Source organism: Brasilonema sp. UFV-L1, assembly GCF_012912105.1.
Classification (GTDB): Bacteria; Cyanobacteriota; Cyanobacteriia; order Cyanobacteriales; family Nostocaceae; genus Brasilonema.
Genome location: NZ_QMEA01000015.1, coordinates 38094 through 64481 on the forward strand (window position 1 = coordinate 38094; position 26388 = coordinate 64481).

Here is a 26388-nt window from a genome sequence, read left to right on the forward strand (position 1 = left end):
AAAGTTTAAATAGTCAGTTAATTCATTTTCTATATATATTTATTCAAACAAGTAATAATTTTACGCATCCGACGCTGGTAAAAACTAGAAGCAGTCGAAATTGGTACACCTAATTCTTCAGAAATTTCTTTCCATTGCTTGCCTTCTAATACCAGCAGCAGAATAGTTTTTAAATTAGCTTGAGGATATTCTTTAAGAGACTCCTCACTGAAAAAATTCTCCGGGTCACTCTCTATAATTTCCTTAAGCTGCTCTGACTCAGATATCTCATGCTCTACGGGTAAATTTCTGTTAATTTCATCTAGAGACAGCACATAAGTCTTTTTTTGATTTTTGGGAAGCAGAGTTATCCCTCGTTTCTGGTCTTTTCTAACAATATCAGAAAATCGACTATTGAAAATTTTATTTACCCATGCCATCACAGGATATTGGGGATTATATTGTTCAGTTTTTTGACAAATTTCTATGAAGGTGTGCTGCAATGCCTCATTATAATAATCTTCGTAGTTAGGTAATCCTAACCACTGGGTTTGCTTACTCAATCTTCCAGAACACCGAACAGCATTGATTAGCTTATTCAAAGCTATCCGTCGTTTCGCTCTGTCATGTGGATTTTTACTGTCAGCCGGATACTGCTTTGCTTCGTTAATTAGCTGCTGTAGTTCCTGGTTGAGAGCATCATCTCTGTCTTGGGAATCATTCGTCATCTAACGCTGCGATCGCTCCAGTAGGGAATATCTATTCTGGGACAAAAGTTTACATATCGACTCATCAATGAGAGAGCAAAACTTAATCACTGGTTTTCTCAAGGAGTTGACCGTAGAACACTAAGCGAGAAACACAAACTGCGCCTAGCTTTGGCGTTCTACACCTGAACACTAATTGAACTGGAATGAATCTGTTCAACACACAGCGACAAAGCGAACCCGCTGTGAAAATTTCCCACTAAATCAATAAACCCGCCGAAGAGAACGGAAGCGGGTTTGATCACACTGCACAAGCTTTTCTTAAATTAGCTTAGCTCGACAAAATGGATAAAGTCGAGCGTAAGCAAAACTCGTGAAAATTTCCCAACCGCTCATGCTTTACCAAGCGTGGGCGGTTCTTTGTAATAGCAAGCATCATGAATTAATCCAACAATACGCCTATCAGAATTTCGACGAACCCAAGACCAGCCTTGAAGCGAGAAATTAAACCCACATTCCGCACCCTAACTGTCACAAGCGGTAATTACTGAGATAAAAAAGGAAAACAAGAATAAAAGCAGACATTTCAAGTTGAAAAAAACATTGTTTGAAACGCCCACCGTTGAATTAACAATGGTTAAAAGGAAACAACAGCGTGCCAGTAATGGCAAACGCGGTGTGCCGCTTAACCCGCCAACTCAATTGAGCTTATAACAATCCCCGATAATGAATAAAAATCAAAACAACCGCCCATGACCCCAACGCGACTTTGACTGCGACCAAGATGTTGAGCACGGGGATAATGCCACCGCTGAAAAGTGCGCCCAACTCTCCATGCGGTAGTTCTACTCCAGCCAACGTTATAACCGACAGGACAATGAAAACAAGCACCGAAACCTTCTCCCATGTAGCGGCGTGCCAGCGCTTGTAGATCGCCTGCATCCACTCCGTTGATGAGGTAATCGCAACAAGACCAATCGCCGTTCCACCTGCCACCCCAGCCGCAAAACCACCACCCGGACTCAGATGTCCGCGAATCGCCAGTTCGATACCCACCAACGCAGCAATGGTCGCTCCCAGACGCGCCATAACAATAGAGGGTTGATCGGTAAACTGATAGATCGCGCAGAACGGTCTTTCATTCGCCAGCAGAAAATGGGCACCCATTACCGCAATCGTAAATACCACCACTTCAAAGATAGTGTCAAACAGCCGATTCCTAAGAATGATAGCCGTAACCGCATTGGGTACCCCACTATCTTGTACAACCGCTTCGACGATAGAAGAAATATGCGATGAGTCCGCTTCCGGATTGGGTACGAATAGCATTTGGACGAACAGCGCTATCCCCGCTGCAATGTACACCCATTTCATAGATGCTTCTCCTCTAAGTCTGGTACATTTACATAGGTTAGGATTATTCCTGGTGACGAAAGTTCGGTTCGCATGATGTCATAAATGCGTCGGACTCTGGTCGCGGTGTGTAGTGATTCTTTTTCGGTCCCATACGCTGCGTACTCTTGGTCATCGTGTTCCGATTGCGATAGTCGGGCACAGGTCGCATGGACTTCTTTCTCCATCAGTGCTCTGTCTAAAGCCTGTGTATTCGTGTACGGGACTAACTCAAGACGCATATACCGTTTGCCAAAAATTGTTCCTAAGTCATCTATCAGTTGCCTAAAACGGCGGTACTCCTCCGGAGTCGCTACGTTAACGGCTTTGTCGTCTCGTAGAGAATCGTCATCTGCCTCCATCGACTCGTCTTTGATCACGCCAAGACGCATGACCAGCGATGAACGCACCGCGATCGCATACAGCGTAATCGCGAGCAAGGTACCCATCAATGCTTGGGTCAAAGCAACATCCGCCGCCCCCAAAATCGCATATATCAATGCCGCCACCGCTCCCAGTATTCCCTGGATGACTAGGGCATGGTATGGATTGACCTGAAGTACCACCATCAACGCAGACAACGGCAGCAGGGCGGTTATCACATAAATATCGCTATCATTCATAGTTACCTCCACTACTAGAACAGTATGCCAATACATACCCCAGCACTGTATTCCAGATTGCCAAGGAGATGAGACCGAGGATCAGCAGCGGCCATTCGCCGGGTCTCTTCAGGAGCAGCCCGATAATGATACTCATCGATCCAAGCGTATCTGCAACCGAAAGACTATGCAGCTTAAATAATACCGATCGCTTGCCGAGTAAGGGAAAGGTTCCCCAAAACCAGAAGAAAATTCCGACGCCTATACAGGTATAACTGAGCACGTTAATCATACTTCATTGATTCGTTTAAGGATTTGTGCCAACAACATTAATCCGGCATTACCCACGCTCAGGATGATTACCCCTGTAACACCGATCATCCAATCATCCCGCAAGACGGATACGACCAGAATCATGATTGATGTCTTGGTGGCGATACTTGCAAATGCCAACATCGTCTGCCAGATATCATCATCCTTCCAAGCCTCGTAGAAGGGTATGAGTAGAGCCAAAATCATTGCAATGAGTATCAGGTTCATGTCTTTTTCCTCCGTCGAATCCGGTGTACTTCGTACCAGCCGTCTTCGTGGTATTTCAAGACAATAGTCTTGGGCGTAAAGGTGATCAAGAAGATATCCAGGAATATGAGTCCGGGCGTCCGTTGTGGTTTGACTCGTTCCATGACGACATCTTCATGGTTATGCGGACGGATGATTATTTCCAATGCCTCAACAAACGCCTGCGGAATCGCCACCATGACCTCACCCAGCGCCCGCAACCAATCCTTTAATGCTCCTGGGGTTTTGGGGCGTCCCGGCAATAGAAGTGCGATGCTAACACCAATGATGATATTTGCTACACTCAGATTGGCGGTGAGCAGAAACCAGATAGCCAGTCGTAATATCAGATTCAGATATCCAATCATGCCAATACCATCCAAAAGAGCAGGACCAACATTAGACTCATCACACCCATCAGATGCTCAAATTGCTCAAGTACACGCGGCAGCTTAAATACTGACCGTTGAAAAATCAAAAAATACGCCAACCATCCAACGCCAATGGTTGCAAGTGGTTTGATAATATTCGCAACGTTATACGCCTCGTAATACACAACATTTGCCGCAACGAGCGCACCGATCAAGAAAATCACCGCTGTCCAGAAACCAGGCTTTACATCCTGTGGTTGTCCCCCATGCGGTAGAAAGATGAATTTGGCAAACGATATTGCTGTTCCTAAAGCCGCAACGTTCATGGCGATCGCTTGCCAGAAAGCCAAATTTTTCATTGTCAACACCTTCGCCCCAAAGCCGGACAACATGGGAAAGCCCGATATTGAGAAACTAGCAATCACCAAGGCAATCCAGATCGCGGTATTGATTGGCTTATGTTGCAGTTCCTTGAAGTTGCGACTCGGTAAGGCACCTGCAATTAGAAAGAGTGCCGATTTGACCAAGCCGTGCGTCAGCGCATAAAAGCCGCCTACTTTAGGTGCAGCGAGGATAAAGCCTAACTGCGAAACCGTGTGAAATGCCAGCATCCGCTTGGTATCCTTTTCAAAGACAGCATAGAACACTCCCAGAAGCGCGGTTCCAACTCCGAAAACTCTGATGATCAGATCAACATGATCTACAATCAGAGCACAACGCACCAACGGATAGACACCGGCTTTGACCACAATTCCCGACAGCAGTGCTGACACTGGCGTCTCCGATTCGGAGTGGGTCAATGGTAACCACAATCCTGATACAAAGACTCCCCCTTTTGTCAATAGTCCTAAAAAGATGAGGGCAAGCGCTTCTGGAGGTGCCACACCCAAACCTGCAAAACTAAACGAATGATGCGCCTGATAGACCAGCACTGCGCCCACCAGATAAAAAAGCATTGCCACATTGCTGACAAACAGATAGCGCAAGCCAACCCAAATTGATCGGTCGGATCGCGAATGGGTAATCAGGAGAAACGCAGCAATACCGCTGACTTCTAACGCCACGTATAAACTCACAAAGTCCGAACAGACGAACGCGGCATTGACGCTGCCATGCAATATAATAGTCTGGGCATAAAAATAAGCCGTTTTACCGCTGTGCCAACAGTAGAGGATGACCGCAGCCGTTACCAGCGCATTGGTCAAGATAAAGTAGCCGCTCAACTGATCGACTAATAATGTGACACCGAAATTATCTAGTAACTGTAGTGTCAGTGCTGACGGGACGACAAATAGCTGTAACGCATATGCAGCCGAAACCAGGGCTTGCAAGAGTGCGAGATATCGGTCAAGCTTGGGGAGCAGGTAAATGGTGAACCCCACAAAAAACGGTAGTGCAATCCAGGCGATCGTAATGGTACTCATGGCGTATTGTTCTTCTCAATCTCGTTGCATTCCAATGTCGGATTATCCCGTGCCAGTTTCATGACACCGACCAGCATTAAGGACTGAATCGAAAAGCCAATCACAATCCCTGTCAATATGACTGCCTGGGGAACCGGATCGGCGTAAGCGACATTCTTGACACTTGAAATAATTGGTGTGAACAAGCCCTCTCGCGATGCAATCACCACGTAATAGGCGATAACCCCTGTGCTCATGACATCCATAGAGATAATTTTCATGACCAGGTTCTTTTTAAAGATGATGCCGAAAAATCCACACAATATTGTTGCTAATACACATGCTTCTAACACGGGAATTGTCTGTTGGGTAAGGGTTAGTCGTAATTTTATTTGACAAAATACATTATTTGTGTATGGTTTTCATTCGGTTCAGAATTGCTCGAAAACAGACAAAGAGCTCCTGTTTACATACGCTTTACCTATACGCTGCCAACCTGTACTTACTTAAAGTCCCAACTCACTACTCTGCAGGGTTTGACATATTATTATTGAAAAAAATCTATGCCTGAGTAAAAAAACGCGATTTAAACTTATAAGTAAATCTACCACACGAAGCCATACTAAAGAAAGTCTTAACAGATTTTGAATTGTCGATGATATCCCAAAGCATCACTTATGGTTCAATATTGTTGATCCCTGTTTTTTGATCTCAACTATCTACATGCTCCCTGAGCACAGGTATAGGTGCTATTCAGTTTGAGCGTCGTACAAGAGCCATTCTGACTCCTTGGCGGAGCGTAGGCATGGCTTTGGGGAAAACCTGCACAAAACGCAAAAGCTCTTTTATGATTAACCGTTTTAGCTATGCCTGCGGCACGGCTCTTGTCTATCACGATTAAACGCGATAGTAGGCCAAATAAGCGTGGTTAATTACGACAAATTCTCAATGTAATACGAAAAATTCCGTGCTTATTTGGTAAGTCCAGTCCTACAGGAGGGCAAGGACTCTTTTGTTTTGTGTAGATAAATGTGTTGTCCACTCCTGACGACTGACACCTGAATTCTTTTGGTTAATTTTAATTAAGCAATCAATGAACATGTGTTCATATGTTGTACATTCATCAAAAGAATAACTCAGAAAAAATTATGACCAGCGTAACTCAGATGAAATGTGCTTGTGAACCTTGCCTGTGTGTTGTTTCCTTAGAGGATGCCATTCAAAAAGACGGGAAATTCTACTGCTCACAAGCCTGTGCAGAAGGACATAAAACCATGAAAGGCTGCGCTCATAGCGGCTGCGGTTGTTAAAAAAAGACTGAGGATAAAAAATTGGAGGCTAAGAATTTTCTCCTTAGTCTCCAATTTTTCATCTATTGTCCTGAGTATTCAACTTACAAGTTTGACATCACATCCCGTGCAGCTTTGAGCGTTTGCTCAACATCTTCTTCGGTATGGGCAATGGAAGTAAATCCTGCCTCAAATTGAGATGGTGCCAGATAAATGCCTCGCTCCAACATTCCACGATGAAACCGTCCGAATTTAGCCGTATCAGACTTTTTCGCGTCCTCATAGTTATGGACTGGTCCATTCGTGAAGAATAGACCAAACATTCCACTGATTTGACCCCCACAAGCAGCGTGACCTGTTTCTTTGGCAATTTGCAGCAAGCCATCGGCTAACTTTTTCGTAATACTGTCCAAATACTCGTATGTACCTGGTTTTTGCAGCAATTCCAGCGTTTTAATTCCGGCAGTCATTGCTAAGGGGTTACCAGAAAGCGTCCCAGCTTGATACACAGGACCAGCAGGAGCAATCATTGACATGATATCACGACGACCGCCGTAAGCTCCTACTGGCAAACCACCACCAATAATCTTGCCTAAAGTTGTTAAATCAGGGGTGACGCCAAACTTCTCTTGTACGCCGCCGTAGGCAATTCGGAAACCCGTCATCACCTCATCAAACACTAACAACGCCCCATGCTCTTGGGTGAGTTCTCGTAGACCTTCTAAGAAACCCGCATCGGGAGGAATAAACCCAGCATTGCCAACAATTGGCTCTAAAATGACACCAGCAATTTGGTCGCGGTTTTCGTCAAACAGAGCTTTGACAGCTTCTAGGTCATTGAAAGGAGCAGTTAGAGTACTGCTGGTAGCCGATTTGGGAACCCCAGGAGAATCTGGTAAACCAAGTGTCGCTACACCAGAGCCAGCCTTTACTAAGAACATATCGGCGTGACCGTGGTAGCAACCCTCAAACTTAATGACTTTATCGCGTCCGGTGAAAGCCCGCATCAGGCGCAACACTGCCATACAAGCTTCTGTACCGGAGTTAACAAATCTTACCATTTCGATACTCGGAACAGCATCAATGACCATTTCTGCCAATATATTTTCTAGCATGCTGGGCGCACCGAAGCTAGTTCCTTTTTCCAAGGCTTCATGGAGTGCTGCGATGACTTTAGGATGGGCATGACCACAAATAGCTGGTCCCCAAGTTCCTACATAGTCAATATACTGGTTGCCATCTACATCCCAAATGTATGCGCCCTTAACTCGCTCAAAAACGATAGGTTGTCCACCCACGGATTTGAACGCTCTCACAGGAGAACTGACTCCCCCTGGCATAAGATTTTGGGCAGCCGCAAAGACTTGTTGTGATTTTGTCGTTTTAATCGTTGTATTTACCAAGATTCTCTCCTAAAGTGTAAATAAAAAGCTCTATCCTAGGATAGGAGCAAACAGTGTCCAGAACTTATATCGTAGTAAACTAGCTGAACCAAAGAAATAACAATATGTTATACAAGTCCAATCAAGACTTGCCTCTAGAGATTCGCACTCGTTTATCTGAGGCATACCAGGATCTGTACCGAGCTGCTTTTAACTCGGCAATACACTGGTACGGTGAAGCTCCAAAGGCTCACCAAGTAGCATTGAGTGCAGTGAAGATGCAGTCACTCATGTATAAAAATGTTCTTTGAAGCCGGGTCAGGAAGTTAAAGAAGTGAGTTAGAAAAGACGTATCAGCTGCCGTCTTTAGAATGGTATTGTAAACCAGTAAACGATTTTCTGATAGAACGACGCAGTTGATATGTTTTCTTCCGATTTACATTCACTACACCAGGCAATCCCGGTTGAAAAAATTCGCTACGATGAAAAAGGTTTGGTGCCGGCGATTATCCAAGATTATTTGGATGGCACTGTTTTGATGATGGGGTGGATGAATCGGGAGTCGTTACAAAAGACTTTGGAAACTGGAGAAACTTGGTTTTGGAGTCGTTCTCGTCAGGAGTTATGGCATAAGGGAGCGACTTCTGGGCATATCCAGAAAGTGAAAAGCATTCGTTATGACTGTGACAGTGATGCTCTGTTGGTAGGTGTAGAGCAAATAGGAGACATCGCCTGCCATACTGGTGAGCGTAGCTGTTTTCACCAAGTGGATGCAAAAATTGTCCCGCCACCAGGAGACACGCTATCACAGCTTTTTGCCATTATCTGCGATCGCCGCGAGCACCCACAAGAAAACTCTTACACTTGTAAACTGCTTGCAGGTGGTGATAACAAGATTTTGAAAAAGATTGGTGAAGAAAGCGCTGAGGTAGTCATGGCTTGTAAAGATGATAATGCTGATGCAATCGCTTCAGAAGCTGCTGATTTATTGTACCACACTTTAGTAGCGTTGGCTCATCATAGAGTTGATTTAAAGGCGGTTTATCACAAATTGCAGGAGCGTAGGAAGTAATACGAACTACAAAGGCGCACCACAGCGCAGAAAAAGAGAATGTCAACCCATAATAACCAGACTGTAAAACTGTCCTGCAAAAGAGTTGCACGCTCCTTTTGAGCATGCTCTACGGGCATATTTTGAATTGATTTGTGTTCTTCTACTAAGGGGGACCACAAAAATAAAATACCAGCCGTCAGACCTAGATCCCTCGACACCAACCCGTTACCGTTAAACACGGCTGGTATTTTATTTCCAGGCAAATGCCTAACCCTAAAATTAAGATTTTTTGTAATTCTTATCATTCACTGGAATTTTCCTCACTGATTCCACAGAGTTTCCACAGACATTTTTCTATTTTCCACAGCTGCTTGATGATGTTACAAGCGTTCGCCGTGTTACTGGGGATTTCTTTGTCTTGTCAGTAAGATTCTTAAAAAACTGAGTTTATATTAATAAATATGACAAAAAATGCTGAAAACCCTTATTCTATCGTAATAATTTATTTTTTCGGAACTGCTTCTTCATATTTCGCAGCATTGACAAACCCACCCCCTTTTGACGCAAAATGATGCGGCTTGCTTTTTTTAGTCCGTTGAACTGCTGTGTCAATTTACCTAAACTGTTGCCACAGATAATCGGACAGACCAAGAGTCGGAGTAAACATGAGACAAAATTGCTCAACCTTTCACGCAAAGCGGGTTTCAGATAAAAATGTATCAAAAAAACCGCAAATTTTGCGGCGCACCTCTAAAAGAGTGTTTTTTAGGTAGAAATGACCTAGATTGAGCAATTTTGTCCGGTTCAGATGCAACGGCTGTTTTTTGCCGCTATGGCTTACTAGAAGCAAGTTTTCCCTATTGGAGAACTTCAAAGGAGACGAATCTAATGAATGCAACAGTTAGCATATTTACAGAAATTCCTGAAACACTTCATGAATCGCTGAAAAACTACTTGGAAACACATCCAGACTGGGATCAAAACCGTGTATTGACGGCAGCACTGTCCTTGTTTTTGCTTCAAAATGGAGATAGCGATCGCCGTGCAGCTCGGGTTTATCTAGAAACTTTGTTTCATCACTGCTAGATAGAAATGCGTTTTCTCTATCAAGTTTCACTCAGACTTGAAATTGTGAAACCATTAGTTGCTTTGTCATATCTGCTGTAATGGTGAGAAGCAAACAACGCCTTTGAGTCTCATCACTACTGTGCAGTCCCAAAGGCTGAGTTGACAGCAGAAAATTAGAGCCTGGATAAATCAACGTTATTTTTTCGGCGCTTTCAAGTGAGGATGTTGAGCTAATTTCACCAAGCACCATTTGGGTGATGAGGATCAAAAATAACCGAACTACTATAATTCGGTTCCGTATCGTCAAATATAGATAGACATACGTTCGTTTCTGAGTTGATACGGGGTATCCACCATAAAAAATCTTGAGTGGCAAAAGTCGCCACTCAAGATCATCGCTTTGAGAATTATCAATTGATCAACAAAAAATTCACCAACTATTTAGATCCATTCAAAGTTTGAAAGTGTACGCCCCTTCACGCTCACTTACTTAAAATTGCCGTGCATTGCATGCATCGGGCGCTTTCGGAGTCGAGTTTGTTGCCAAAATTTCAAAGGCGCGCCCTTTGAAAGTTCCTGGATCGTGGACTCAAAATATAGACATTTATGGACGGCGGTCCTGTTTGAGCAGGATTTACCAACCCCAGTTTTTGAGGTTAACAAGCTCAGTCCTTAATGCAACGTCTAATGATTGCTTGTGCGGGTAGATGTGATTAAGGACTTGCATAATGGTTAATTTTTTAACCAGTGTTCTCAGTCAAATCTTGGTGTTTCACATATTTTGGCAATATTTCAATTCTTAATTTAAGATTTTTCAGATTGCTGGTTTAGAGAAGGACATTCAAACTTGTAACCAACACCACGCACAGTTTGAATCAATGCTGGTTGGCTAGCATCAGCCTCAATCTTCTTGCGAATTTGACCGATATGAACATCTACGACTCTTTGATCGCCGACATACTCGTAGTCCCAAACTTCCTGAATCAGTTCAGCACGTCGCCAAACTCGACCAGGATGGCTAGCTAAAAAATGCAGCAGGTCAAATTCTAAAGCAGTTAGAAGTACAGGTAGGCTATTGAGCGTGACTTCCCGTCGTACAGGGTCAATCATTAGCTTTTCAAATACTAGCTTCTTCTGCTCTGCCGTTGTCACAACACGCTGACGCCTTAAAATTGCTGCGACTCTCACCTCTAGTTCCTGTAGACCAAAAGGTTTGGTGAGATAATCATCAGCACCTTTAGCAAAGCCACGAATTTTGTCAGCTTCGTCAGCACGGCTTGTTAACATTAGTACAAAAACTCCGTTACGGCTTTGCATCTCTTGACAGAGGTTAAACCCGATGACGTCTGGTAAGTTTACGTCTAAAATTACCAAATCTGGGTTAAATTGCTCGAACAGCGCTAAGGCAGTCTTACCATCTTCGGCAGCTTCTACCTGATAGTTTTGCTTAATTAAGAAGCGTTGGATCAAATTCCGAACCGCAGGGTCGTCATCAACTACAAGAATCTTGGCAGGAGCCATGACCATCACTTTGCACAAAAAATTATAGGATTAACGAGCGAATTCCGCAAAAAGTGGTTTTCGCATTGGAGACAATATGTATCTACAAGGCTAAGGTGTGATTTCCCTGATTATTCAAATACTAGTGTAATCAGGATTTTCAATAATTAGGGCGTAAATCTAGTAATGCTACCCTTTGCTCCACTATTTGGCTTTTTTGTTTGTTAATCTTGTGTCCACAAGGTAAATCCCCCGACCTTAGCCACGGCTACTGGATGAAGTTGGACACAAGGTTATCCCAAGTGCGCAATTATTTAAAACGCTTTAATTTTAAATCGATATGCGGCATTATGACACGAGGTACATAAGGGGAATAACTCAAAACTCACCTCAAAGTGCAGTAAATTATTGAATTTGAAACAAAAGAAAATTTTTTCATCAGAAAACTGCCCTTTTAGGTATTGCTAGCTCAAATTCTAGAGTAAAGCTCCAGTTAGTGAACGACATGAGGGGATACACGGAGGTATGTCTATATGTTAAAGTGTCTATAGTTAGAATTACCAAATTAATGTAGTATACCTATGCTAATATCTAGGTCAAGCATACGAATTGACCAAAGCTTTGGTTTCGACCAAGATAAAAATATAATCTTTTTTGTTTAGCAAAATATTGCCACTGACTGAGGCTGAAGTAATAAACTCCCATGAGCGACGAGCAGAATCCTTACGAAAAACTTGGGGTATCAGAGGATGCTAGCTTCGATGAAATTCAGGATGTTCGCAATCGTCTATTAGAGCAATACAGTGGCGATGCCAAACGTCTAGAAGTTATAGAAGCTGCCTATGACGCGATTTTAATGGAGCGCTTAAAAATGCGCCAGGAAGGCAAAATCAAAGTACCTGAGCGCATCCGGTTTCCAGAGCGCCTATTGCAATCGGTTCCAAAAGAAAGTCCAACCCCTCGTCAGCAGTCACCAGCATGGCTGCAACGAATTCTAGATAAACCAACTCTGGCAGATGCTTTGTTGCCTGGAGCTTGGTATGTTGGATTAAGCGCCATTAGTGTGTTTTACCAAGCTGGTAGCGACCAAGTCTTGCAATTGGCATTAGTACTTGGGGTATGTGTCAGTATTTACTTTCTCAATCGTAAAGAAGGAAAATTTGGTAGAGCAGTTTTATTCACGCTAATTGCTCTGACTACAGGCTTAATTGCAGGAGGATTAGTCGCCAACTTGCTTCTACCTCAAATACAGTTCATGGCTTTGAGTCCAAATCAGTTTTCTACTGTGGTGACTTTTGTATTGTTATGGCTTATCAGTACCTTTTTAAGGTAGATGAGCTTTTGAGTTGTGAGTCATCACGAATAAATCGGTTCACTCAACTCCCAACTCCCAAGTTTAGTTGTCTGCTGTAGCGTTCTCTCTAAAACGAAATCCACAGCAGAACTCAAATCCTTGACAATTAAATTTGGCTGGTATTGTTCTTGTTGGGCGCGATCGCGGATACCACACTCCACAGCTATGACCTTAATACCATGTTTTGTGGCAGAAATGATATCAGCTTCTGTATCTCCCACCATCCAAGTATCAGTAGCAGGGGGTAACTCTTGTATTGCCCGTGCCATCAACAAAGGTTTATCATCGGTGTCACGGGTTTTGACGTAATCGTTGGTTAGGCAGTAACAACGATTTTCTGGAAAAAATCTACCTAAATCATATTTCTTAAACGCATAATCTAATTCCCAAGTCCGACGCATGGTCATCACAACTAAGTCAATTCCTGCTTGTTGGACTTTTAACAGTGCTTCTACAGCCCCAGGAGCTAAGCTGTCATACTGAAAGTAAGGCTTTGTATGCACAGTTTGTCGCCGCAATTGACTAAACTCCTGCGCCTGCGCTTCATCTAAACCAGAAATCATAGCAATTTGTTTTTCGCTAATGCGCGATCGCTTCAACTCCCAAAATTCCGCTTTAGCGAGTTGTCGTACCTGTTGACTTGGACGTTGAATCTTCTCCAAGCAAAATTGGTACACGCGGTAGTACCGCTCAGAAACATCAATAACAGGACCGTCAAAATCTGTGATAAGTCTTAACATTTTTTTATGAAAACTTAAACTTTATCTACAGACTATCCCAAATAACACACTTTTGTGCATTTGAAAAGTTAATGAGTCTATTTTAAACATCTAATATGTCATCCAAAATACTTAACGGGACTTAGACAAAAAACACAGACAAAATAGCCTCAAACGCATATCCTAAAAGACTTTGACATCGTTTGGCGCCTGCTTGTTGATATATCTGGGTTCCAGGGTTGGGCAAACCCAGCCTACGGCGACCTACGGTCCACTTCGTTAACGCTACGCTAACGACAAAAATGAAGCGGCTTTTTGGGCATTTGGTGTGTTTTCCTTGTCCTGCATAGGTTTGAGGCTTGTTTTGTCCTCAAAAATGTTTAAGTCCCATTAACGAGAAAAATGAGCTAGCCCGAGAACAATTCAAAATTCGCTGCCTGCCTTCGCTGCTAACACATTCAAAGTTCAAAAAAAAGAGTTATTGCGAATAACTTCTTAATTTTGAATTTATAATTTTGAATTCCCCCGGAGGGGGTTGGGGCTAGCTCGTTTTTCTTTGTACGTTTCAGCCGAGACTACCGCGTTTGATTTGTTCATTTTCAATTGCTGCAAATAAAGCGCGAAAGTTCCCTTCACCAAAACCTTGAGCTTGGTACCGACGCTCAATAAACTCAAAGAAAAAGGTCGGCTGTCCAAAAATGGGCTGGGTAAAAATTTGCAATAGTAAAGGTGTTATGTTCTTATTCGAGCCAAAAAAAGTCTCTTGTTCCCAATCTACTAAAATTTCCTGTTGAGCAATCGCATCTAGTTCGTCTATTGTTATGGGAAGTCCTTTTCGCTGTCGAACTTGTGAGTAGTAGTTTTTAGAAACTGGGAGTAACGATAAACCACTAGCGCGGAATTGAGCTATTGCATGAACAATATTACGTGTCCGCAAGGCGATATGTTGAATTCCTGCTCCTCGGTTGACGTTCAAAAATTCTTGAATTTGAGAATTGGCTGAGGCTGGCTCATTAATTGGCAATTTTACATCGCCATAACGCGAAACCATGACCTGGCTATGCAAAGCAGAGCGAGATGTTTGAATGTTAAACGTCTGCTGTCCCTGAAAATTAAGGATATTTTCATACCAAGCCACTGCGTTTTCTAACTGTCCTGCATCCACATTTAACACGATGTGGTCTATGGCGGTGAAGAAGGACGGAGGGACAACGGGCACAGAAGACAAGGAGAACCAGCTTGGTGTGGACGTTCTCTCCGTTATAGTGACGGGCGTTGGAAATGAGGGACAAGGAGGACAATCCTCTTCATCTTCCTCCTTTCTCCTTTCTATCAACGTGTGTGTTAAGGAACCCCAAGCTGTAATTTTCCCCCACTTGATGTATTCTTGACCATACTGGTGTTGCTGGATTGGTTGCAAAACTTTTGCCCCATGCTGTTGAGCACAAGAAATGACTTTTTCTACATTTTCAACACAAAAAGCAACATCTGCCACACCAGGCGGGTGGTAGCGCAAAAACTCAGCAACTGGACTGGTAGGTAATAGTGGAGAAGACACTAAAAAGTAGATTGGACCACTTTTGACCACTTGCGTGCAGGTGTGAAAGGTCTCATCCCGTTTGGCTTTCCAAGAAATGTCGTTTCCCTTTTCGAGAAAAGTTGGAGGAATAACAGAATCAGCGACTACTTGAAAACCCAAATGACGTACAAACCAATCGCGCCACACTTTGGCATTTTCCACATAGAAGTGAACGTGATCAATTTTCATGCTCTTTGAAAATCCAGCGCAACTGTTTATCTGTCTGTTAATTTTGCCTTTTTTACTGGATTTTCAGGTCATTCCTAAGCAAGAATCTGGATTCTTGCACACAAGCGAGGAATAAGGATTCACTGACTTTTGTCTGATAACAACACTTCTGGGGGTACATCAGAACGATCGCCTGGTCTTTCTACTTGATTTTGTGGAGATTCAGCCTGTAGGTTTTGTAAATTCTCTTTTAATTGGGTTTGTAACCAGTTTTCAAACAGTTCATTAAGCAGTCGCTGCTGCATTTCTTCATCTAACTGAGCTGGGAGTTGCTTTTCCAGTCGTACAACCACAATCCAATCTCCTAAAGATGTTGGTGGTAAAAGTTGACCAGGCTGAACTGAGGCTAGCATATTTGCCAGGACTGGATGGGGAACTCCCAACTCTACTGGACCTATTAAACCACCAGTTTGAGCCTCAGGACCTTGAGAATACTCGCGAGCCAGTTCGCTAAAAGACTGTTCTCCTTCTTGAATGCGGAAGTAAAGCTCTTGGGCGATACAAATATCTTTCACCCGAATCAAAGAATAAACAACCTTATCTAACTTTGCCTTACGCTGAAGAAAGAAGGACTGTAACTTATCTCCCCAATTGCTTCGCTTGAAGTTTTCCAGTTTGATATTCCGTGTGGCTAGATAGTCTAGTTGTTCACGGTTTAGACCACGAGCTTGCAACCATGCTTGCAGATCCTCCTCAGACTTCAACTGATGCTGTTGGTAGAACTGCTTATATGCTTGAGTATTTTCATCTGTTGTCAAAGCATGGTTGGCGATCGCATTATCGATAATAACTTCTCGCATCAATTGCGGCAGTATTCCGTACTGCTTGAGTAAAGGAATGAGTTCGTTGTTGCTAATGGCGCGATCGCCGACTTGTAAAGCTGGAATAATAACCTCCTAAATGCTATAATTATTAACTTAAGCTAGATAAAGTCAATAAACTGTTTGTGATTATATCAAGATATATTAATAATAGTCTTTCCAGTTTGAGCTTGTAGAAAAGTCGCCCTCACCTGAGGGGGTAAGAGCGAACAGAAGTGGAAGAATTGAAGCTTTTAGTGAGTAATTCTAATTAGACAATATCCACATTACTAAGCTGTGACCAATTCTGAGTTCCTAGCAAATTGTTACCTTCGCTGATTGACGTGTTGTTGTCAAGTCCGGCAAGACCGACACGCGGGTCAAGGTTAAGAGATTTTTCTAACCCTAGGAGGATGATTTCGTTATTATCTATTGCTGGAGGACGACCGACAGAGAATGGATAGTTGTTATCATTGGCAACTAGAATGGTCTTTTCATCAATCACCAGAACATTTTCGATGGTTTGGAAGGAGAAAGTGAACTGTGTGCTACCATCTTTATTTAAGTCCCTTGGATCTGGAATATTGAGAAGATCTACAACTTCTTCTTTGGCAACATATCCATTGGCGTCTTTTTCAGAAAAGTCTACCTTGAAGATTTTCTTAAACTTAGCGGTGTCTGCTTGTCCGTTATCACGCTCAATCACCAGGTATTCATGATCGTTAATTACAGTCAAGTCACCAATTGCATGGCTGGAGTTTTCAAGACGATAATACCCAACTAGACCTTCATACTGTTTGCTGGTAATATCAAACTCATAAATTCGTAAGGCATCATTGGGATCACCGAGAACTGACCCTTCTAACAGAGGATACAGTTTGGTTTTGTCTGGACTAATTGCCAAACCTTCAAAACCCTTGGAACCACCGAGGTTAGAGGGTGCAAGACCAGCCAGAACATCTGGGTTATCAGGAGAACGTACAAACTCACCAGTAATTTGGTCGCGGACTTTGTCTCCAGTTCCAGGGAAATCAGTAAAGTAGCCATCCACTCCTAATTTGATAAACTGCTGGTACTCTAGTTCTGGGTTTCCGTTGTAGTCAGCTGCTAAGTACTGATTTTCATTGCGGAAGGTGTAAGGATGGACCAACAAACCTGCATCGTGAGCATCTTGTACCAGTGTTGTTGGAGGAAGAGTGGTTTTGTCAGCGTCGTTGACAGCGCCATCTCCATTGACATCATCCGCTTTTCCATCACCATCAGCATCAACACCTTTAACCGAGACAATCATCCGCTTCCAGGGACCAATCCCATCGGCGTATGTCGCGATTTCCTTCAAACCCTCTGGAGTCCGTAGATCTCCATAAGTGCGGGAATCGCCACTGACGACAAAATCGTAAGGCTGCTTTTCAATCAGTGTACCATCTAAGGCAATATCAGTTGCATCCAATAATTGCACCAGGGGTACATCTATTTTCTGGTTGAGTTCCTTGAGATTCCCAACTTCAAAAGACTGGATAAACACCCGAGTTGGATCTGTAAACTCTGTTTTCTCCAGAGTTTCAACCAATGGTTCTTCCAAGGACAAGCCAACAGAATCGTGGTAAGTGGGGTGTTTGGTTTCGGGATAGATACCGATTTTTCTACCCGTTTGTGCTTCTACCTGCTTAACTAAGTCAATAATTTCCTCAAGAGTCGGAACTTCATACAAACCGTTATAAGATTGATCCCGGAAGGAAAGACGCTCCTTTGCTCGTAAGGTCTTAATTTCAGCCAAAGTGAAGTCATCAGCAAACCACCCTGTTTCAGTCACATCGTCAATCACCTTAGTCGTGTAGCGTGAAGCAAACTCTGGGCGACTTGCTACATCGGTGGTGTCTGTAATGTTGATTTCATGGCGAGCAATTAAGACTCCATCTTTGGTGGAAACTAAATCTGGCTCAATAAAGTCAGCTCCTTGCTCTATTGCTAATTTGTATGACTCTAGAGTATGCTCTGGACGTTCACCACTAGCACCTCGATGACCAATGACAATAGGAGCCTGACCATTGAGGGTATTTAGATTATAGAAGTTAGGAGTAGAAATCGGAGCGTCTAATACTTGACCTGTCTGATCAACATGTAAAAGGTAAGGTCCAAATTCATCCCCAATCCAGATAGTTCCATCACCAGCGATCACAAAGGATTCTGTATCAAAATCTGCACCTGTTAATAAACGCTCTGCACTATCTTCATTAGTGATTTTAAATGGAACTTTGTGATTCGGGTCAGAAAGTTGAATAAAGTTGAGAACTTCAACACGACCATCACCTTCTTGTGTCCCTTGAAAACTAGGTTCAAGCTGCTGGATTCGTAATAGGAAATCAGCGCTGTTGCTTTTTGCTCCATAACCATTGTCGGAAAGAAACCAAAAGCTGTTTTGGTCAGCAAACTGTACACCACTAAAGCCTTGAACAGGTTGTCCTTGAAAGGGTACTGTTCTTCCATTAGTATTGCTTGTGATAAAGTTTCCAGAGGAAGGACCGGACGCAAATGTATCTGCTGGTAGTACGGCAAATCCCTTGAGTGTTACGTTTGTCATAATTTTTCCTAGTTTGTCGTAACCTAATTTCTGAAGAGGTGGATATACTATCTGCCTTATGCTGAGTGTAGATTCACAGCACAAAAATCAAGATTTCATTTCTTTTTCCACACAAATTCTTTGTGGTAAAGAAAGCTCCAGCCATCCGTCAATACAAAATGTGCTGCACCCAGAAATTTACTTTCTGTGCATCCCCATTGAAATTCTCATATCTAGGTTAAGAATAAGAAATGCTTGGATTAAGAGTATTATTTTTACCCAAGTACAATGAACCCAGCTAAAGCTAGTCTTAGTCTCCAGTGAGTGAAAAATTTTCGGAATTGTAATATCGTTTTTAATTTTGATTCAAGATCAAAAGATTTCTTAAAACCGCCTGACAAAAGACGTATCACCCCTGATGAATGAAAGAAATACCTCGGTTACTCCTTCCCTCAAGAGTGTTTCTTCAGAGTCGTTGATACTTAATATTTGATAGCATTTTCACTTAACTCAGCTTGCCTTGAAATTTCTGAAGTCGCAGCATAACATAGTAGCGGGGAACTGTGAAATTCCTCAGTTAAGAATTAGACTATTTGACACTCCCACGGCTACGGAAATATCGCACTGCGTGCTCATTTCCGTAAAAAGCCGTGGGATTCTAGGCTCAACGTCGAAACTTGTTCAACCAGGATTGCTCCAGATTGAATAGAGGTTTCAACTCCCAAGCGCGTTTCTTGATTTCTTCTTAGAAGAAACCTTGCTTCCCCCTTGCCCAGAGGTAGCAATTTTTTCTTTGCCTTTACGAAGTATGTTGATTGCGGCTGCATAGTCACGTTGCAAAACACAACCACATTTACAGGTGTGCGTTCTAGTAGATAATGATTTTTTGACCATGATGCCGCATTGTGGACACTGCTGTGAAGTGTAGTGAGGTTCTACAGCTAGCGCCATTTTTCCATACTTCTGGGCAAAGTACTCTAGATAACTCCGAAACTGTCTCCATCCAGCGTCATTGATGCTTTTTGCCAGATGGTGATTACGCACCATATTCTTAACCTGCAAGTTTTCGTAGACGCATAAATCGTTAGATTGCATGACGTGACGCGCTTTCAATAAGCTGTGTTCAGTACGTTGTCTACTTATCTTTAGGTGCTTGCGTGCATATCGGTTTCGAGCCTTGTTTCTGCCGTTCTTTCCTTTCTGCTTCTTGTAGATTCTCCGTTGAGCGTGTTTGATTTGTTTCTCGGCTTTACGCAAGAAGCGCGGATTAGGGCGGCACGTTTTGGGGGGAAGCTTCCCCCCAAAAGCTGCCTTTTCATGATGTCCGTTTGAGTCGGTGTAGAAATACTCTAAGCCAAAATCCAAACCAATTTCTTGACCTGTAGATGCAATATCTTCCCTACACTCGACGTCAACGCAAAATTGAATATAGAAACCATCTGCACGACGGACAATACGGACTCGTTTGATGGATTTAACAGGATATGTGTGAATATCCCATTTACCCATTAACTTGAGTTCCCCAATCCCTTTTTTATCAGTGAAAGTAACTCTACGTTTTGTTGGATGTAGCGACCATCCACTTGTCTTATATTCAACAGAGCGGTTGTCATGTTGAAAACGAGGATAACCCTTTTTCCCTGGTTTGTTCTTTTTACAGTTGTCGTAAAACCGAGAAATTGCAAACCATGCTCTCTCAGCAGCAGCTTGTACTGCCGACGCATTGTCCCCTAGAAAATGAGCCAGCCTTATTACTACGAGTAACCGACTACGCCGACAGATCAACAAAACAAAGGCTGGCTCATTTTCTTACGTGTAAGACCCCCGTCCATAGAATTTAAGGCAGCAACAAAGGGAAAGTCAGCGCGTAGTACCGTTGAGTATCGGCTGATGGCTGCATTGTTAATATTGTTTTCTCTAGAAGAGTCTATCCAATATCTGAGACACTTATTCCTAATAAATTGAGTAGTTTCGATTGCTGACTCAATCGCCTGATATTGTGCTTTATTTCCTTTAGCTTTGTACTCTAAAACCAACACGCTTGACTCACCTCCTTGCATTACTTAAAGTATAATTAGTTTACTTATATGTTCTTTTTATGTCAACAGGAAAAGGCAAGAAGAGAATAAAGAATGTGCCAGTATTATATGAAGAAACCAAAAAGCAGCGCGGTGTCATGTTAACAGACACCGCATGGTCTAATGCCGTTATTAAAGCCAGAGAAAAGGGAATAAGTGTCAGTGAATATTTAGAGAGATTGATTAGAGCAGACGGTAACTAAAGTTGCCACGCATTCATGAGGACAGTACTTGATGAGGGTTTCCCGACAGAGGTATCTGTCCGTCCCACGGCTAAAAGCCGGTGGGCTTTCTGCTTTCAATGCTGTAAAAATCACTCTACTCAGTCAAAAAAATTTAAGCAGACAGTATAAGTTTCACGTTTTGATCTTGAAACATAGCTTCTTGAAATATAACTGAAAGTTGCCGAATTATTAATATTACACGTATTTGAAAGTGAGGAGCGAGCTTATCAAACGAGAACACAAATAAGATTTAACTGATAAGCGTGTTAAATTTTCTTGAAGGATAACTTGCTGAAAAAGACTGTCATAACCGAAATCAGGTTAGAGCACCTTTTTTTTCTAGTTGATTTGACACAAATTAGTCAATTTTGATGTGCTTGAACTCTTAGTTAAATTCTTATCCGAAACGCCCAGAAGTGTAGTCGCGAGTACGAGCATCAAGAGCGTTGCTAAAGATTTGAGTTGTTGCTCCGAATTCAACCATTTGACCAATCCGACTTTCATCAGTGCTGAAGAAAGCGGTAAAATCAGAAACGCGAGCTGCTTGCTGCATATTATGAGTCACAATTGCAATTGTCAGTTCGTCGCGTAAACTATGGATGAGTTCCTCAATTTTCATTGTTGCAATCGGGTCAAGAGCTGAACAAGGCTCATCCATGAGGAGAACTTTTGGTCTGACTGCTAAAGCACGGGCTATACACAACCGCTGTTGTTGACCACCAGAAAGTCCTAGAGCTGATTTGTTGAGTTTATCTTTTACCTCATCCCAAATAGCAGCACCTCGTAGAGCAGATTCGACAATTTCGTCTAATTCTGATCTGGGACGCCATCCAGCGATTCTGATACCGTAAACGGTATTATCGTAAATACTCATGGGAAAAAGGTTCGGCTTTTGAAACACCATACCTATTTGGCGGCGTAGCCGATTGAGATTCACACGAGGATTGTAAATATTCTGACCATAAAATTCTACGCTGCCATCTACTCTGACTGTTCCTTCTAGTTCACTAATGCGATTCAGGCATTTAATAAATGTAGATTTACCACAACCACTAGGACCAATAATTGCGGTGACTTGGTTCTCGTAAACATCCATAGACACGCCTTCGATTGCTTTGGAGGTGCCATAGTAGAAGCTGAGATTCTTGACTTTGATGGCTGGGTTTAACTTACTCATACTGTGTTAGGTACTACAACAAAAATTCACAACTTCAGTAACGTTGTGACTAGACGTTTCTCTTTCCTGTGAAGACACGAGAAAGAATACTGATCAACATTATGAGCCCGACTAAGACCAGAGAAGTTGTCCAAACTAATGCTGTTTTTTCTGGTGAGGGATCGTTGTATAAGTTAAAAATTAATACAGATAGGGAAGCTGTTGGACCCAATAAGGTATTGGACCAATCCAAACTGAATAATGCAGTAAAAATCAAAGGTGCTGTTTCACCAGCAGCACGAGCTATGGCTAACAAAACCCCTGTGGTAATTGCAGGAATTGCTGCAGTGACAACGACGCGAAAAATTGTCTGGAAGCGAGTTCCTCCCAAGGCGGCTGAACCAAGACGTACAGAAGTGGGAATAAGTTTTAAAGCTTCTTCTGTCGTCAATACGATCACGGGGAGCATGAGAATCGACAACGCAAAACCACCTGCGATCGCACTAAATTGCTTAGTTACCACTACAATAACAGCGTAAGCAAAAATACCTACGACTATTGAAGGAACTCCAGTGAGGATAGAGGCGACAAAGCGAACAGCACGACCAATTCGATTTCCTTTACCAATTTCCGACAAAAATATGCCTGTCATGACCCCAGTGGGAACACTGAAGAGCGCAGCAATTGCGACCATCTCTAGAGTACCAAGAATCGCGTTCCCAAATCCATCGTATATGACTGATGTTACAAACATCGATGGTTTGATGCTTGTAATACCTCGCCCAATGATTTCCCACAGTAATGACAGCAAAGGAATCAGCGCTAAAGCTGAGAGGAAGAACGCTGTCACTGTCATTCCATAGTTAAATATCAGCCTCACTGGTGGTAGAGGACTGTGTATTTCTGCTGCTATTGACTTATTGATCTCAGACTCTTGACTAGTCATATCCCTTACGCATTTACATTTTCAAATGACTTGGCAACTTTGGCGTCTTTGGAAATAGATTTTGTCGGACATTTGTATAACCTGGTTTTCGCTAACAGTATGTGTATGTAACACCTTTAGAGTTAGCGTTTCTTGCCACCGACAAACTGTACGATGACCAAAGCACAAATATTTACAACTAGCGTCACAGCAAACAGAATCAAGCCCAAATATGTTAAAGCACCAATGTGCAATGGATCTTGAGCTTCGGCAAATTCATTGGCTAGCACAGAAGGAATTGAGTAAGCTGGATCGAGTAGTGAGGCACTCACCTGAGCCGAGTTACCAATCACCATTGTGACAGCCATCGTTTCTCCCAAAGCTCGCCCTAGAGCAAGCATTGCTGCACCTACAATTCCGGAAAATCCAGTAGGTAATATCACCCGAAAAATGGTTTCCCACCGGGTTGAACCTAGAGCCATTGAGCCGCTTCGCAACTCTTTAGGAACAACTAACAAGACTTCACGACTGATTGCTGCCATCGTAGGCAAAATCATAATCGCAAGAATTATGCCAGCAGTCAACATATTGAACCCAGCAGGACCTGGTGTATTAAACAGTGGTATCCATCCGAAAGCGCTAGATAGCCAAGTTTGGAGGGGGACAAGAGCCGGAATAAAGATAAAAACCCCCCACAAACCAATAATGACGCTGGGAATCGCGGCGATTAATTCAACGATAAAAGCGATGGTTGTTCGTGCTGAAGGAGGAATAAAATTTTCACTTGTGACTAAGGCGACTGCTATCCCTACTGGGATGGCAAACAACATGGCGATCGCACTACTAATCAAAGTACCGTAAATGTAGGGTAAGGCACCAAAAACCAGATTCCCTGTATCCCATTGTTGATTCCACAAAAACCCTAGTCCAAACTTTTGAATAGCTGGTAGAGCTTTTTGGAAAATTATCAAACTCATCCAAAATAGGACTATCACCGTCAGAGCAGCAAATACATAAACTAGCCGTGTAAATCCTTGGTCTATCCAATAATTTTTACCACTGCTAGCTGTTATGTCTATACTTTCATCAATCAAACTCGGTTGATTGCTATTAGCTGGTTCAAAGGAATTTGCCATTACTAATTAGGAAACTAAATGATTTTCATGAACCCAGAGTGAGCAATTTGTCTACCCTGGTAGAACAAAAAGTGTAAAATGAGCGACTAAAAATTCAGATCCCAAGGTTCAGGAGCGTAGGCTAAGCTCCGCTCCTGAACTCTGCATTTTTATTAAAGATTATTTGATGCTATTGACAGTTTGTATGACCTTTTGAGCGACAGGAGCTGGAATACGAGTGTAGTTTAGATCATCATTAATTTGTTGACCATCTGTTAGCACCCAATTCACAAAATTCTTCACTGCAGTTCCTTTTGCAGCATTAGGATAACTCTTATAAACTAAGAGCCAAGTTAGACCAACGATAGGATAACCCTGTGCTGGATCGTCAACAAAAACTCGGTAGTTGGCTGGAAAACTTACAGTTGATAAAGCTTCATTTGCAGTCTGTAAAGAAGGAGCTACAAACTGTCCTTGCTTGTTCTGCACTTGTGCCATTTTGAGCTTGTTTTTCAAAGCATATTCATACTCAACATAACCAATGGAACCTGGAGTGCGAGTCACTGAACTTGCGACTCCTGGATTACCTTTTGCCTTGGTGACATTTGGTATAGTCCAATTTGGTGCTTTGTTAGCGCCAATTCGTCCCTTAAAATAAGGACTTATAGCACTCAAATGGTTGGTAAAAATGAAAGATGTACCACTACTATCGGCGCGAACAACTGCTTTAATTGGCTGACTTGGTAGATTGACACCAGGATTATCTGCTTTGATTTGAGGATCGTCCCACTTGGTAATTTGACCAGAAAAAATCCCTGGTAGTGTCTTGCGGGACAATTTAAGATTCTCCACTGGAAGATTGTGAACAACTGCAACAGCACCACCTGCAGTCGGTACCAGAATGACACCATTCTTTACTTTACCCATCTCCGCATCAGTCATCGCAGAATCGCTAGCACCAAAGTCAACAGTACCAGCAATCACTTGATTCACACCAGCCCCACTACCAACAGCTTGATAGTTAACTCCTAAATCTGGATACTTCTTTTTCACTTCACGAGCATAACGTTCATAGAGCGGAGCTGGAAATGTTGCTCCCGCACCATTGATAGTTTCCGCTTGGGCAATTGCTGTAAAAATTGGTCCAAAAGTAACAATAGCCGTGATAGCTGAAGCACTAACTACACGATTCAAAACATTAGTTGAAAATGTCATATTGCCTCGCCATTAATAAGCAAATTTTTGTTGATTAACAATTCCGCAAATACCCTACTATGCTAATAGTTAATCAACGGTTAAGAAAAAAATAACTAGAAGTTAAATTTTTCTAAATCTATGTTTAAATGAGACTGAAATGTTCCTTCAAGGAATACAAAGTGAGTGGAGAATGAATTATTTCACCTTTGAAAATAGTGAATTGCCATAAAAATTTAACAACAGATAATCTATCTGTCTCTTCGCTCAAGGACAAGGTTTATCTATGTCCATCTGTGTTTTTTAATATAAAATACAAACTTTTATATAGCCATTTTATAAACTGATTGAATTCTGAATTATTTTAGCGGAGCGGAACGCAGTCGATTGTGAGTTTGGGCTTCTTCTTCAACGTTTCTGCCAGCATTGCAAGTAAATGAGTTCTAAGTCGTTGCCAACTTGAGAAAAAAAGTCAATTTGCCGCACTCGCAAATATCGAAAAATTTGGAAAAAGATAAAAGCAAAAACCGCCACAGCTATTGCAGTTGTAGAACTAATTAGTGCCTGAGTAATACCAACCATAACTGTAGAGGAATCAGTAATACCTAAAGAGGTCGTTTTGACGCTAATGAAAGTCGTAATCAGACCATTAGCCGTACCTAAGATACCTAGTAAAGGGGCGATCGCCGCCACACTTTTCAGGAACATCTCGCCCTTACGCATTTCCACAAATTCTTTATCACAAGCGGCTTTGATTGCCAAATGAAAGTTCTCAGGAGAAGGCTTTTTCAGTTTGAGAGGTTCCACCAAAAAACGACCAATAGATAAAATCCGGGCACCTTCTGCAATTTTTTCGGCTTTTTCCAAGTCTACTTTTGCTGCTGTCAAAACCTCACGTACAACCTGTTTTTCTTGAATGACTAGCCTCCACCAGAACCAACTGCGTTCCAAGATGCATACTGAAGTTACTATAAATAAGCCCAACAAAGGCCACATAACAAGACCGCCTGCTAAGAAGGTGTCGTATACTTTGGTCATATTTAATCAAGTAAGCGCTTCTTGGTAAAAATTAATGCATATTTTGGTTAGAATATCCGAATTCACTATTTTTGTTAATAGTCAAAAAATGAAAAGTGGCGTTCAGGACTCAG

General features: G+C 42.4%; 25 protein-coding genes and 1 pseudogene. 6 read left to right on the forward strand and 20 right to left on the reverse strand.

Annotated features, from left to right (window positions below):
* Positions 1-29 precede the first annotated feature (29 nt).
* The 8 genes from DP117_RS07240 to DP117_RS07275 form a co-directional block, all read right to left on the reverse strand.
* A complete protein-coding gene (locus DP117_RS07240; protein ID WP_169217640.1) occupies positions 30-707 on the reverse strand; it encodes a sigma-70 family RNA polymerase sigma factor in 678 nt (225 codons plus the stop codon).
* A gap of 687 nt (positions 708-1394) precedes the next feature.
* A complete protein-coding gene (locus DP117_RS07245; protein ID WP_169217641.1) occupies positions 1395-2060 on the reverse strand; it encodes a Na(+)/H(+) antiporter subunit B in 666 nt (221 codons plus the stop codon).
* Positions 2057-2701, reverse strand: a complete 645-nt coding sequence (locus DP117_RS07250; protein ID WP_169217642.1) for a DUF4040 domain-containing protein — start codon at positions 2699-2701, stop codon at positions 2057-2059. Before DP117_RS07250 ends, DP117_RS07245 begins: the two co-directional genes overlap by 4 nt.
* Positions 2694-2972: a monovalent cation/H(+) antiporter subunit G gene (locus DP117_RS07255; protein WP_169217643.1), complete on the reverse strand. Its 279-nt coding sequence runs from the start codon at positions 2970-2972 to the stop codon at positions 2694-2696. Before DP117_RS07255 ends, DP117_RS07250 begins: the two co-directional genes overlap by 8 nt.
* Complete coding sequence (locus DP117_RS07260) at positions 2969-3220, reverse strand: hypothetical protein (RefSeq protein ID WP_169217644.1); 252 nt, start codon at positions 3218-3220, stop codon at positions 2969-2971. The genes DP117_RS07255 and DP117_RS07260 overlap by 4 nt, the downstream gene beginning before the upstream one ends.
* The gene (locus tag DP117_RS07265; RefSeq protein WP_169217645.1) at positions 3217-3606 is read right to left on the reverse strand and encodes a Na+/H+ antiporter subunit E; all 390 of its coding nucleotides are present in this window, start codon (positions 3604-3606) and stop codon (positions 3217-3219) included. The genes DP117_RS07260 and DP117_RS07265 overlap by 4 nt, the downstream gene beginning before the upstream one ends.
* Entirely contained in the window at positions 3603-5033 is a 1431-nt protein-coding gene (locus DP117_RS07270) for a cation:proton antiporter (RefSeq protein WP_169217646.1), read from the reverse strand. Before DP117_RS07270 ends, DP117_RS07265 begins: the two co-directional genes overlap by 4 nt.
* Positions 5030-5365 (reverse strand): cation:proton antiporter subunit C, encoded by a 336-nt coding sequence (locus tag DP117_RS07275; RefSeq protein ID WP_169217647.1) that lies wholly within the window; start codon positions 5363-5365, stop codon positions 5030-5032. Before DP117_RS07275 ends, DP117_RS07270 begins: the two co-directional genes overlap by 4 nt.
* A gap of 795 nt (positions 5366-6160) precedes the next feature.
* Between DP117_RS07275 and DP117_RS07280 the strand changes: the two genes are divergently transcribed.
* Positions 6161-6322, forward strand: a complete 162-nt coding sequence (locus DP117_RS07280; RefSeq protein ID WP_169217648.1) for a metallothionein — start codon at positions 6161-6163, stop codon at positions 6320-6322.
* An 83-nt stretch (positions 6323-6405) separates the two neighbouring features.
* On the opposite strand, the gene hemL is transcribed toward DP117_RS07280, so the two are convergent.
* On the reverse strand, positions 6406-7704 hold the full coding sequence (gene hemL, locus DP117_RS07285; RefSeq protein WP_169217649.1) for a glutamate-1-semialdehyde 2,1-aminomutase: 1299 nt from the start codon (positions 7702-7704) through the stop codon (positions 6406-6408).
* 104 nt (positions 7705-7808) lie between these two features.
* Between hemL and DP117_RS07290 the strand changes: the two genes are divergently transcribed.
* From DP117_RS07290 to DP117_RS07300, 3 genes are all read left to right on the forward strand, one after another.
* Entirely contained in the window at positions 7809-7994 is a 186-nt protein-coding gene (locus DP117_RS07290; protein ID WP_169217650.1) for a ChaB family protein, read from the forward strand.
* 110 nt (positions 7995-8104) lie between these two features.
* Entirely contained in the window at positions 8105-8755 is a 651-nt protein-coding gene (gene hisIE, locus DP117_RS07295; protein ID WP_169217651.1) for a bifunctional phosphoribosyl-AMP cyclohydrolase/phosphoribosyl-ATP diphosphatase HisIE, read from the forward strand.
* Between the two features lie 870 nt (positions 8756-9625).
* Positions 9626-9823 (forward strand): DUF2811 domain-containing protein, encoded by a 198-nt coding sequence (locus DP117_RS07300; RefSeq protein WP_017317257.1) that lies wholly within the window; start codon positions 9626-9628, stop codon positions 9821-9823.
* Positions 9824-10609: 786 nt separating this feature from the next.
* Here DP117_RS07300 and DP117_RS07305 read toward each other — a convergent pair.
* Positions 10610-11326, reverse strand: coding sequence for a response regulator transcription factor (locus DP117_RS07305; protein WP_169217652.1), 717 nt, complete (start codon positions 11324-11326; stop codon positions 10610-10612).
* A 682-nt stretch (positions 11327-12008) separates the two neighbouring features.
* Between DP117_RS07305 and DP117_RS07310 the strand changes: the two genes are divergently transcribed.
* A complete protein-coding gene (locus tag DP117_RS07310; RefSeq protein WP_169217653.1) occupies positions 12009-12638 on the forward strand; it encodes a CPP1-like family protein in 630 nt (209 codons plus the stop codon).
* Positions 12639-12661: 23 nt separating this feature from the next.
* On the opposite strand, the gene DP117_RS07315 is transcribed toward DP117_RS07310, so the two are convergent.
* The 5 genes and pseudogenes from DP117_RS07315 to DP117_RS07335 all read right to left on the reverse strand — a co-directional run bounded on the left by DP117_RS07315 (position 12662) and on the right by DP117_RS07335 (position 20333).
* On the reverse strand, positions 12662-13399 hold the full coding sequence (locus DP117_RS07315; RefSeq protein WP_169217654.1) for an HAD family hydrolase: 738 nt from the start codon (positions 13397-13399) through the stop codon (positions 12662-12664).
* A 544-nt stretch (positions 13400-13943) separates the two neighbouring features.
* Positions 13944-15146 (reverse strand): 4-hydroxyphenylpyruvate dioxygenase, encoded by a 1203-nt coding sequence (hppD, locus tag DP117_RS07320; RefSeq protein WP_169217655.1) that lies wholly within the window; start codon positions 15144-15146, stop codon positions 13944-13946.
* Positions 15147-15265: 119 nt separating this feature from the next.
* Positions 15266-16075, reverse strand: a complete 810-nt coding sequence (locus tag DP117_RS07325) for a peptidylprolyl isomerase (protein WP_169217681.1) — start codon at positions 16073-16075, stop codon at positions 15266-15268.
* A 181-nt stretch (positions 16076-16256) separates the two neighbouring features.
* Positions 16257-18566: pseudogene (locus DP117_RS07330) on the reverse strand (esterase-like activity of phytase family protein); the annotation flags it as partial.
* Between the two features lie 693 nt (positions 18567-19259).
* A complete protein-coding gene (locus DP117_RS07335; RefSeq protein WP_169217657.1) occupies positions 19260-20333 on the reverse strand; it encodes an RNA-guided endonuclease TnpB family protein in 1074 nt (357 codons plus the stop codon).
* Positions 20334-20679: 346 nt separating this feature from the next.
* Here DP117_RS07335 and DP117_RS07340 point away from each other — a divergent pair, with 346 nt between their 5' ends.
* Positions 20680-20826, forward strand: coding sequence for a hypothetical protein (locus DP117_RS07340; protein ID WP_339381050.1), 147 nt, complete (start codon positions 20680-20682; stop codon positions 20824-20826).
* 418 nt (positions 20827-21244) lie between these two features.
* On the opposite strand, the gene pstB is transcribed toward DP117_RS07340, so the two are convergent.
* From pstB to DP117_RS07365, 5 genes are all read right to left on the reverse strand, one after another.
* On the reverse strand, positions 21245-22024 hold the full coding sequence (gene pstB, locus DP117_RS07345; RefSeq protein WP_169217659.1) for a phosphate ABC transporter ATP-binding protein PstB: 780 nt from the start codon (positions 22022-22024) through the stop codon (positions 21245-21247).
* 49 nt (positions 22025-22073) lie between these two features.
* Positions 22074-22949 carry a phosphate ABC transporter permease PstA gene (pstA, locus tag DP117_RS07350; RefSeq protein WP_169217660.1) on the reverse strand — a complete coding sequence of 292 codons (876 nt, stop codon included), beginning with the start codon at positions 22947-22949 and terminating at the stop codon, positions 22074-22076.
* 122 nt (positions 22950-23071) lie between these two features.
* Entirely contained in the window at positions 23072-24064 is a 993-nt protein-coding gene (pstC, locus tag DP117_RS07355) for a phosphate ABC transporter permease subunit PstC (RefSeq protein ID WP_169217661.1), read from the reverse strand.
* 159 nt (positions 24065-24223) lie between these two features.
* Positions 24224-25258 carry a phosphate ABC transporter substrate-binding protein PstS gene (gene pstS / locus DP117_RS07360; protein ID WP_169217662.1) on the reverse strand — a complete coding sequence of 345 codons (1035 nt, stop codon included), beginning with the start codon at positions 25256-25258 and terminating at the stop codon, positions 24224-24226.
* Between the two features lie 387 nt (positions 25259-25645).
* On the reverse strand, positions 25646-26275 hold the full coding sequence (locus DP117_RS07365; protein ID WP_169217663.1) for a MotA/TolQ/ExbB proton channel family protein: 630 nt from the start codon (positions 26273-26275) through the stop codon (positions 25646-25648).
* Between the last annotated feature and the right edge of the window lie 113 nt (positions 26276-26388).

Coding starts and splice junctions, on each gene's coding strand:
- DP117_RS07240 (WP_169217640.1), bottom strand. CDS start 707: ATGACGAATGATTCCCAAGACAGAGATGATGCTCTCAACCAGGAACTA.
- DP117_RS07245 (WP_169217641.1), bottom strand. CDS start 2,060: ATGAAATGGGTGTACATTGCAGCGGGGATAGCGCTGTTCGTCCAAATG.
- DP117_RS07250 (WP_169217642.1), bottom strand. CDS start 2,701: ATGAATGATAGCGATATTTATGTGATAACCGCCCTGCTGCCGTTGTCT.
- DP117_RS07255 (WP_169217643.1), bottom strand. CDS start 2,972: ATGATTAACGTGCTCAGTTATACCTGTATAGGCGTCGGAATTTTCTTC.
- DP117_RS07260 (WP_169217644.1), bottom strand. CDS start 3,220: ATGAACCTGATACTCATTGCAATGATTTTGGCTCTACTCATACCCTTC.
- DP117_RS07265 (WP_169217645.1), bottom strand. CDS start 3,606: ATGATTGGATATCTGAATCTGATATTACGACTGGCTATCTGGTTTCTG.
- DP117_RS07270 (WP_169217646.1), bottom strand. CDS start 5,033: ATGAGTACCATTACGATCGCCTGGATTGCACTACCGTTTTTTGTGGGG.
- DP117_RS07280 (WP_169217648.1), top strand. CDS start 6,161: ATGACCAGCGTAACTCAGATGAAATGTGCTTGTGAACCTTGCCTGTGT.
- DP117_RS07290 (WP_169217650.1), top strand. CDS start 7,809: ATGTTATACAAGTCCAATCAAGACTTGCCTCTAGAGATTCGCACTCGT.
- hisIE (WP_169217651.1), top strand. CDS start 8,105: ATGTTTTCTTCCGATTTACATTCACTACACCAGGCAATCCCGGTTGAA.
- DP117_RS07300 (WP_017317257.1), top strand. CDS start 9,626: ATGAATGCAACAGTTAGCATATTTACAGAAATTCCTGAAACACTTCAT.
- DP117_RS07305 (WP_169217652.1), bottom strand. CDS start 11,326: ATGGCTCCTGCCAAGATTCTTGTAGTTGATGACGACCCTGCGGTTCGG.
- DP117_RS07310 (WP_169217653.1), top strand. CDS start 12,009: ATGAGCGACGAGCAGAATCCTTACGAAAAACTTGGGGTATCAGAGGAT.
- DP117_RS07315 (WP_169217654.1), bottom strand. CDS start 13,399: ATGTTAAGACTTATCACAGATTTTGACGGTCCTGTTATTGATGTTTCT.
- hppD (WP_169217655.1), bottom strand. CDS start 15,146: ATGAAAATTGATCACGTTCACTTCTATGTGGAAAATGCCAAAGTGTGG.
- pstB (WP_169217659.1), bottom strand. CDS start 22,024: ATGAGTAAGTTAAACCCAGCCATCAAAGTCAAGAATCTCAGCTTCTAC.
- pstA (WP_169217660.1), bottom strand. CDS start 22,949: ATGACTAGTCAAGAGTCTGAGATCAATAAGTCAATAGCAGCAGAAATA.
- pstC (WP_169217661.1), bottom strand. CDS start 24,064: ATGGCAAATTCCTTTGAACCAGCTAATAGCAATCAACCGAGTTTGATT.
- pstS (WP_169217662.1), bottom strand. CDS start 25,258: ATGACATTTTCAACTAATGTTTTGAATCGTGTAGTTAGTGCTTCAGCT.
- DP117_RS07365 (WP_169217663.1), bottom strand. CDS start 26,275: ATGACCAAAGTATACGACACCTTCTTAGCAGGCGGTCTTGTTATGTGG.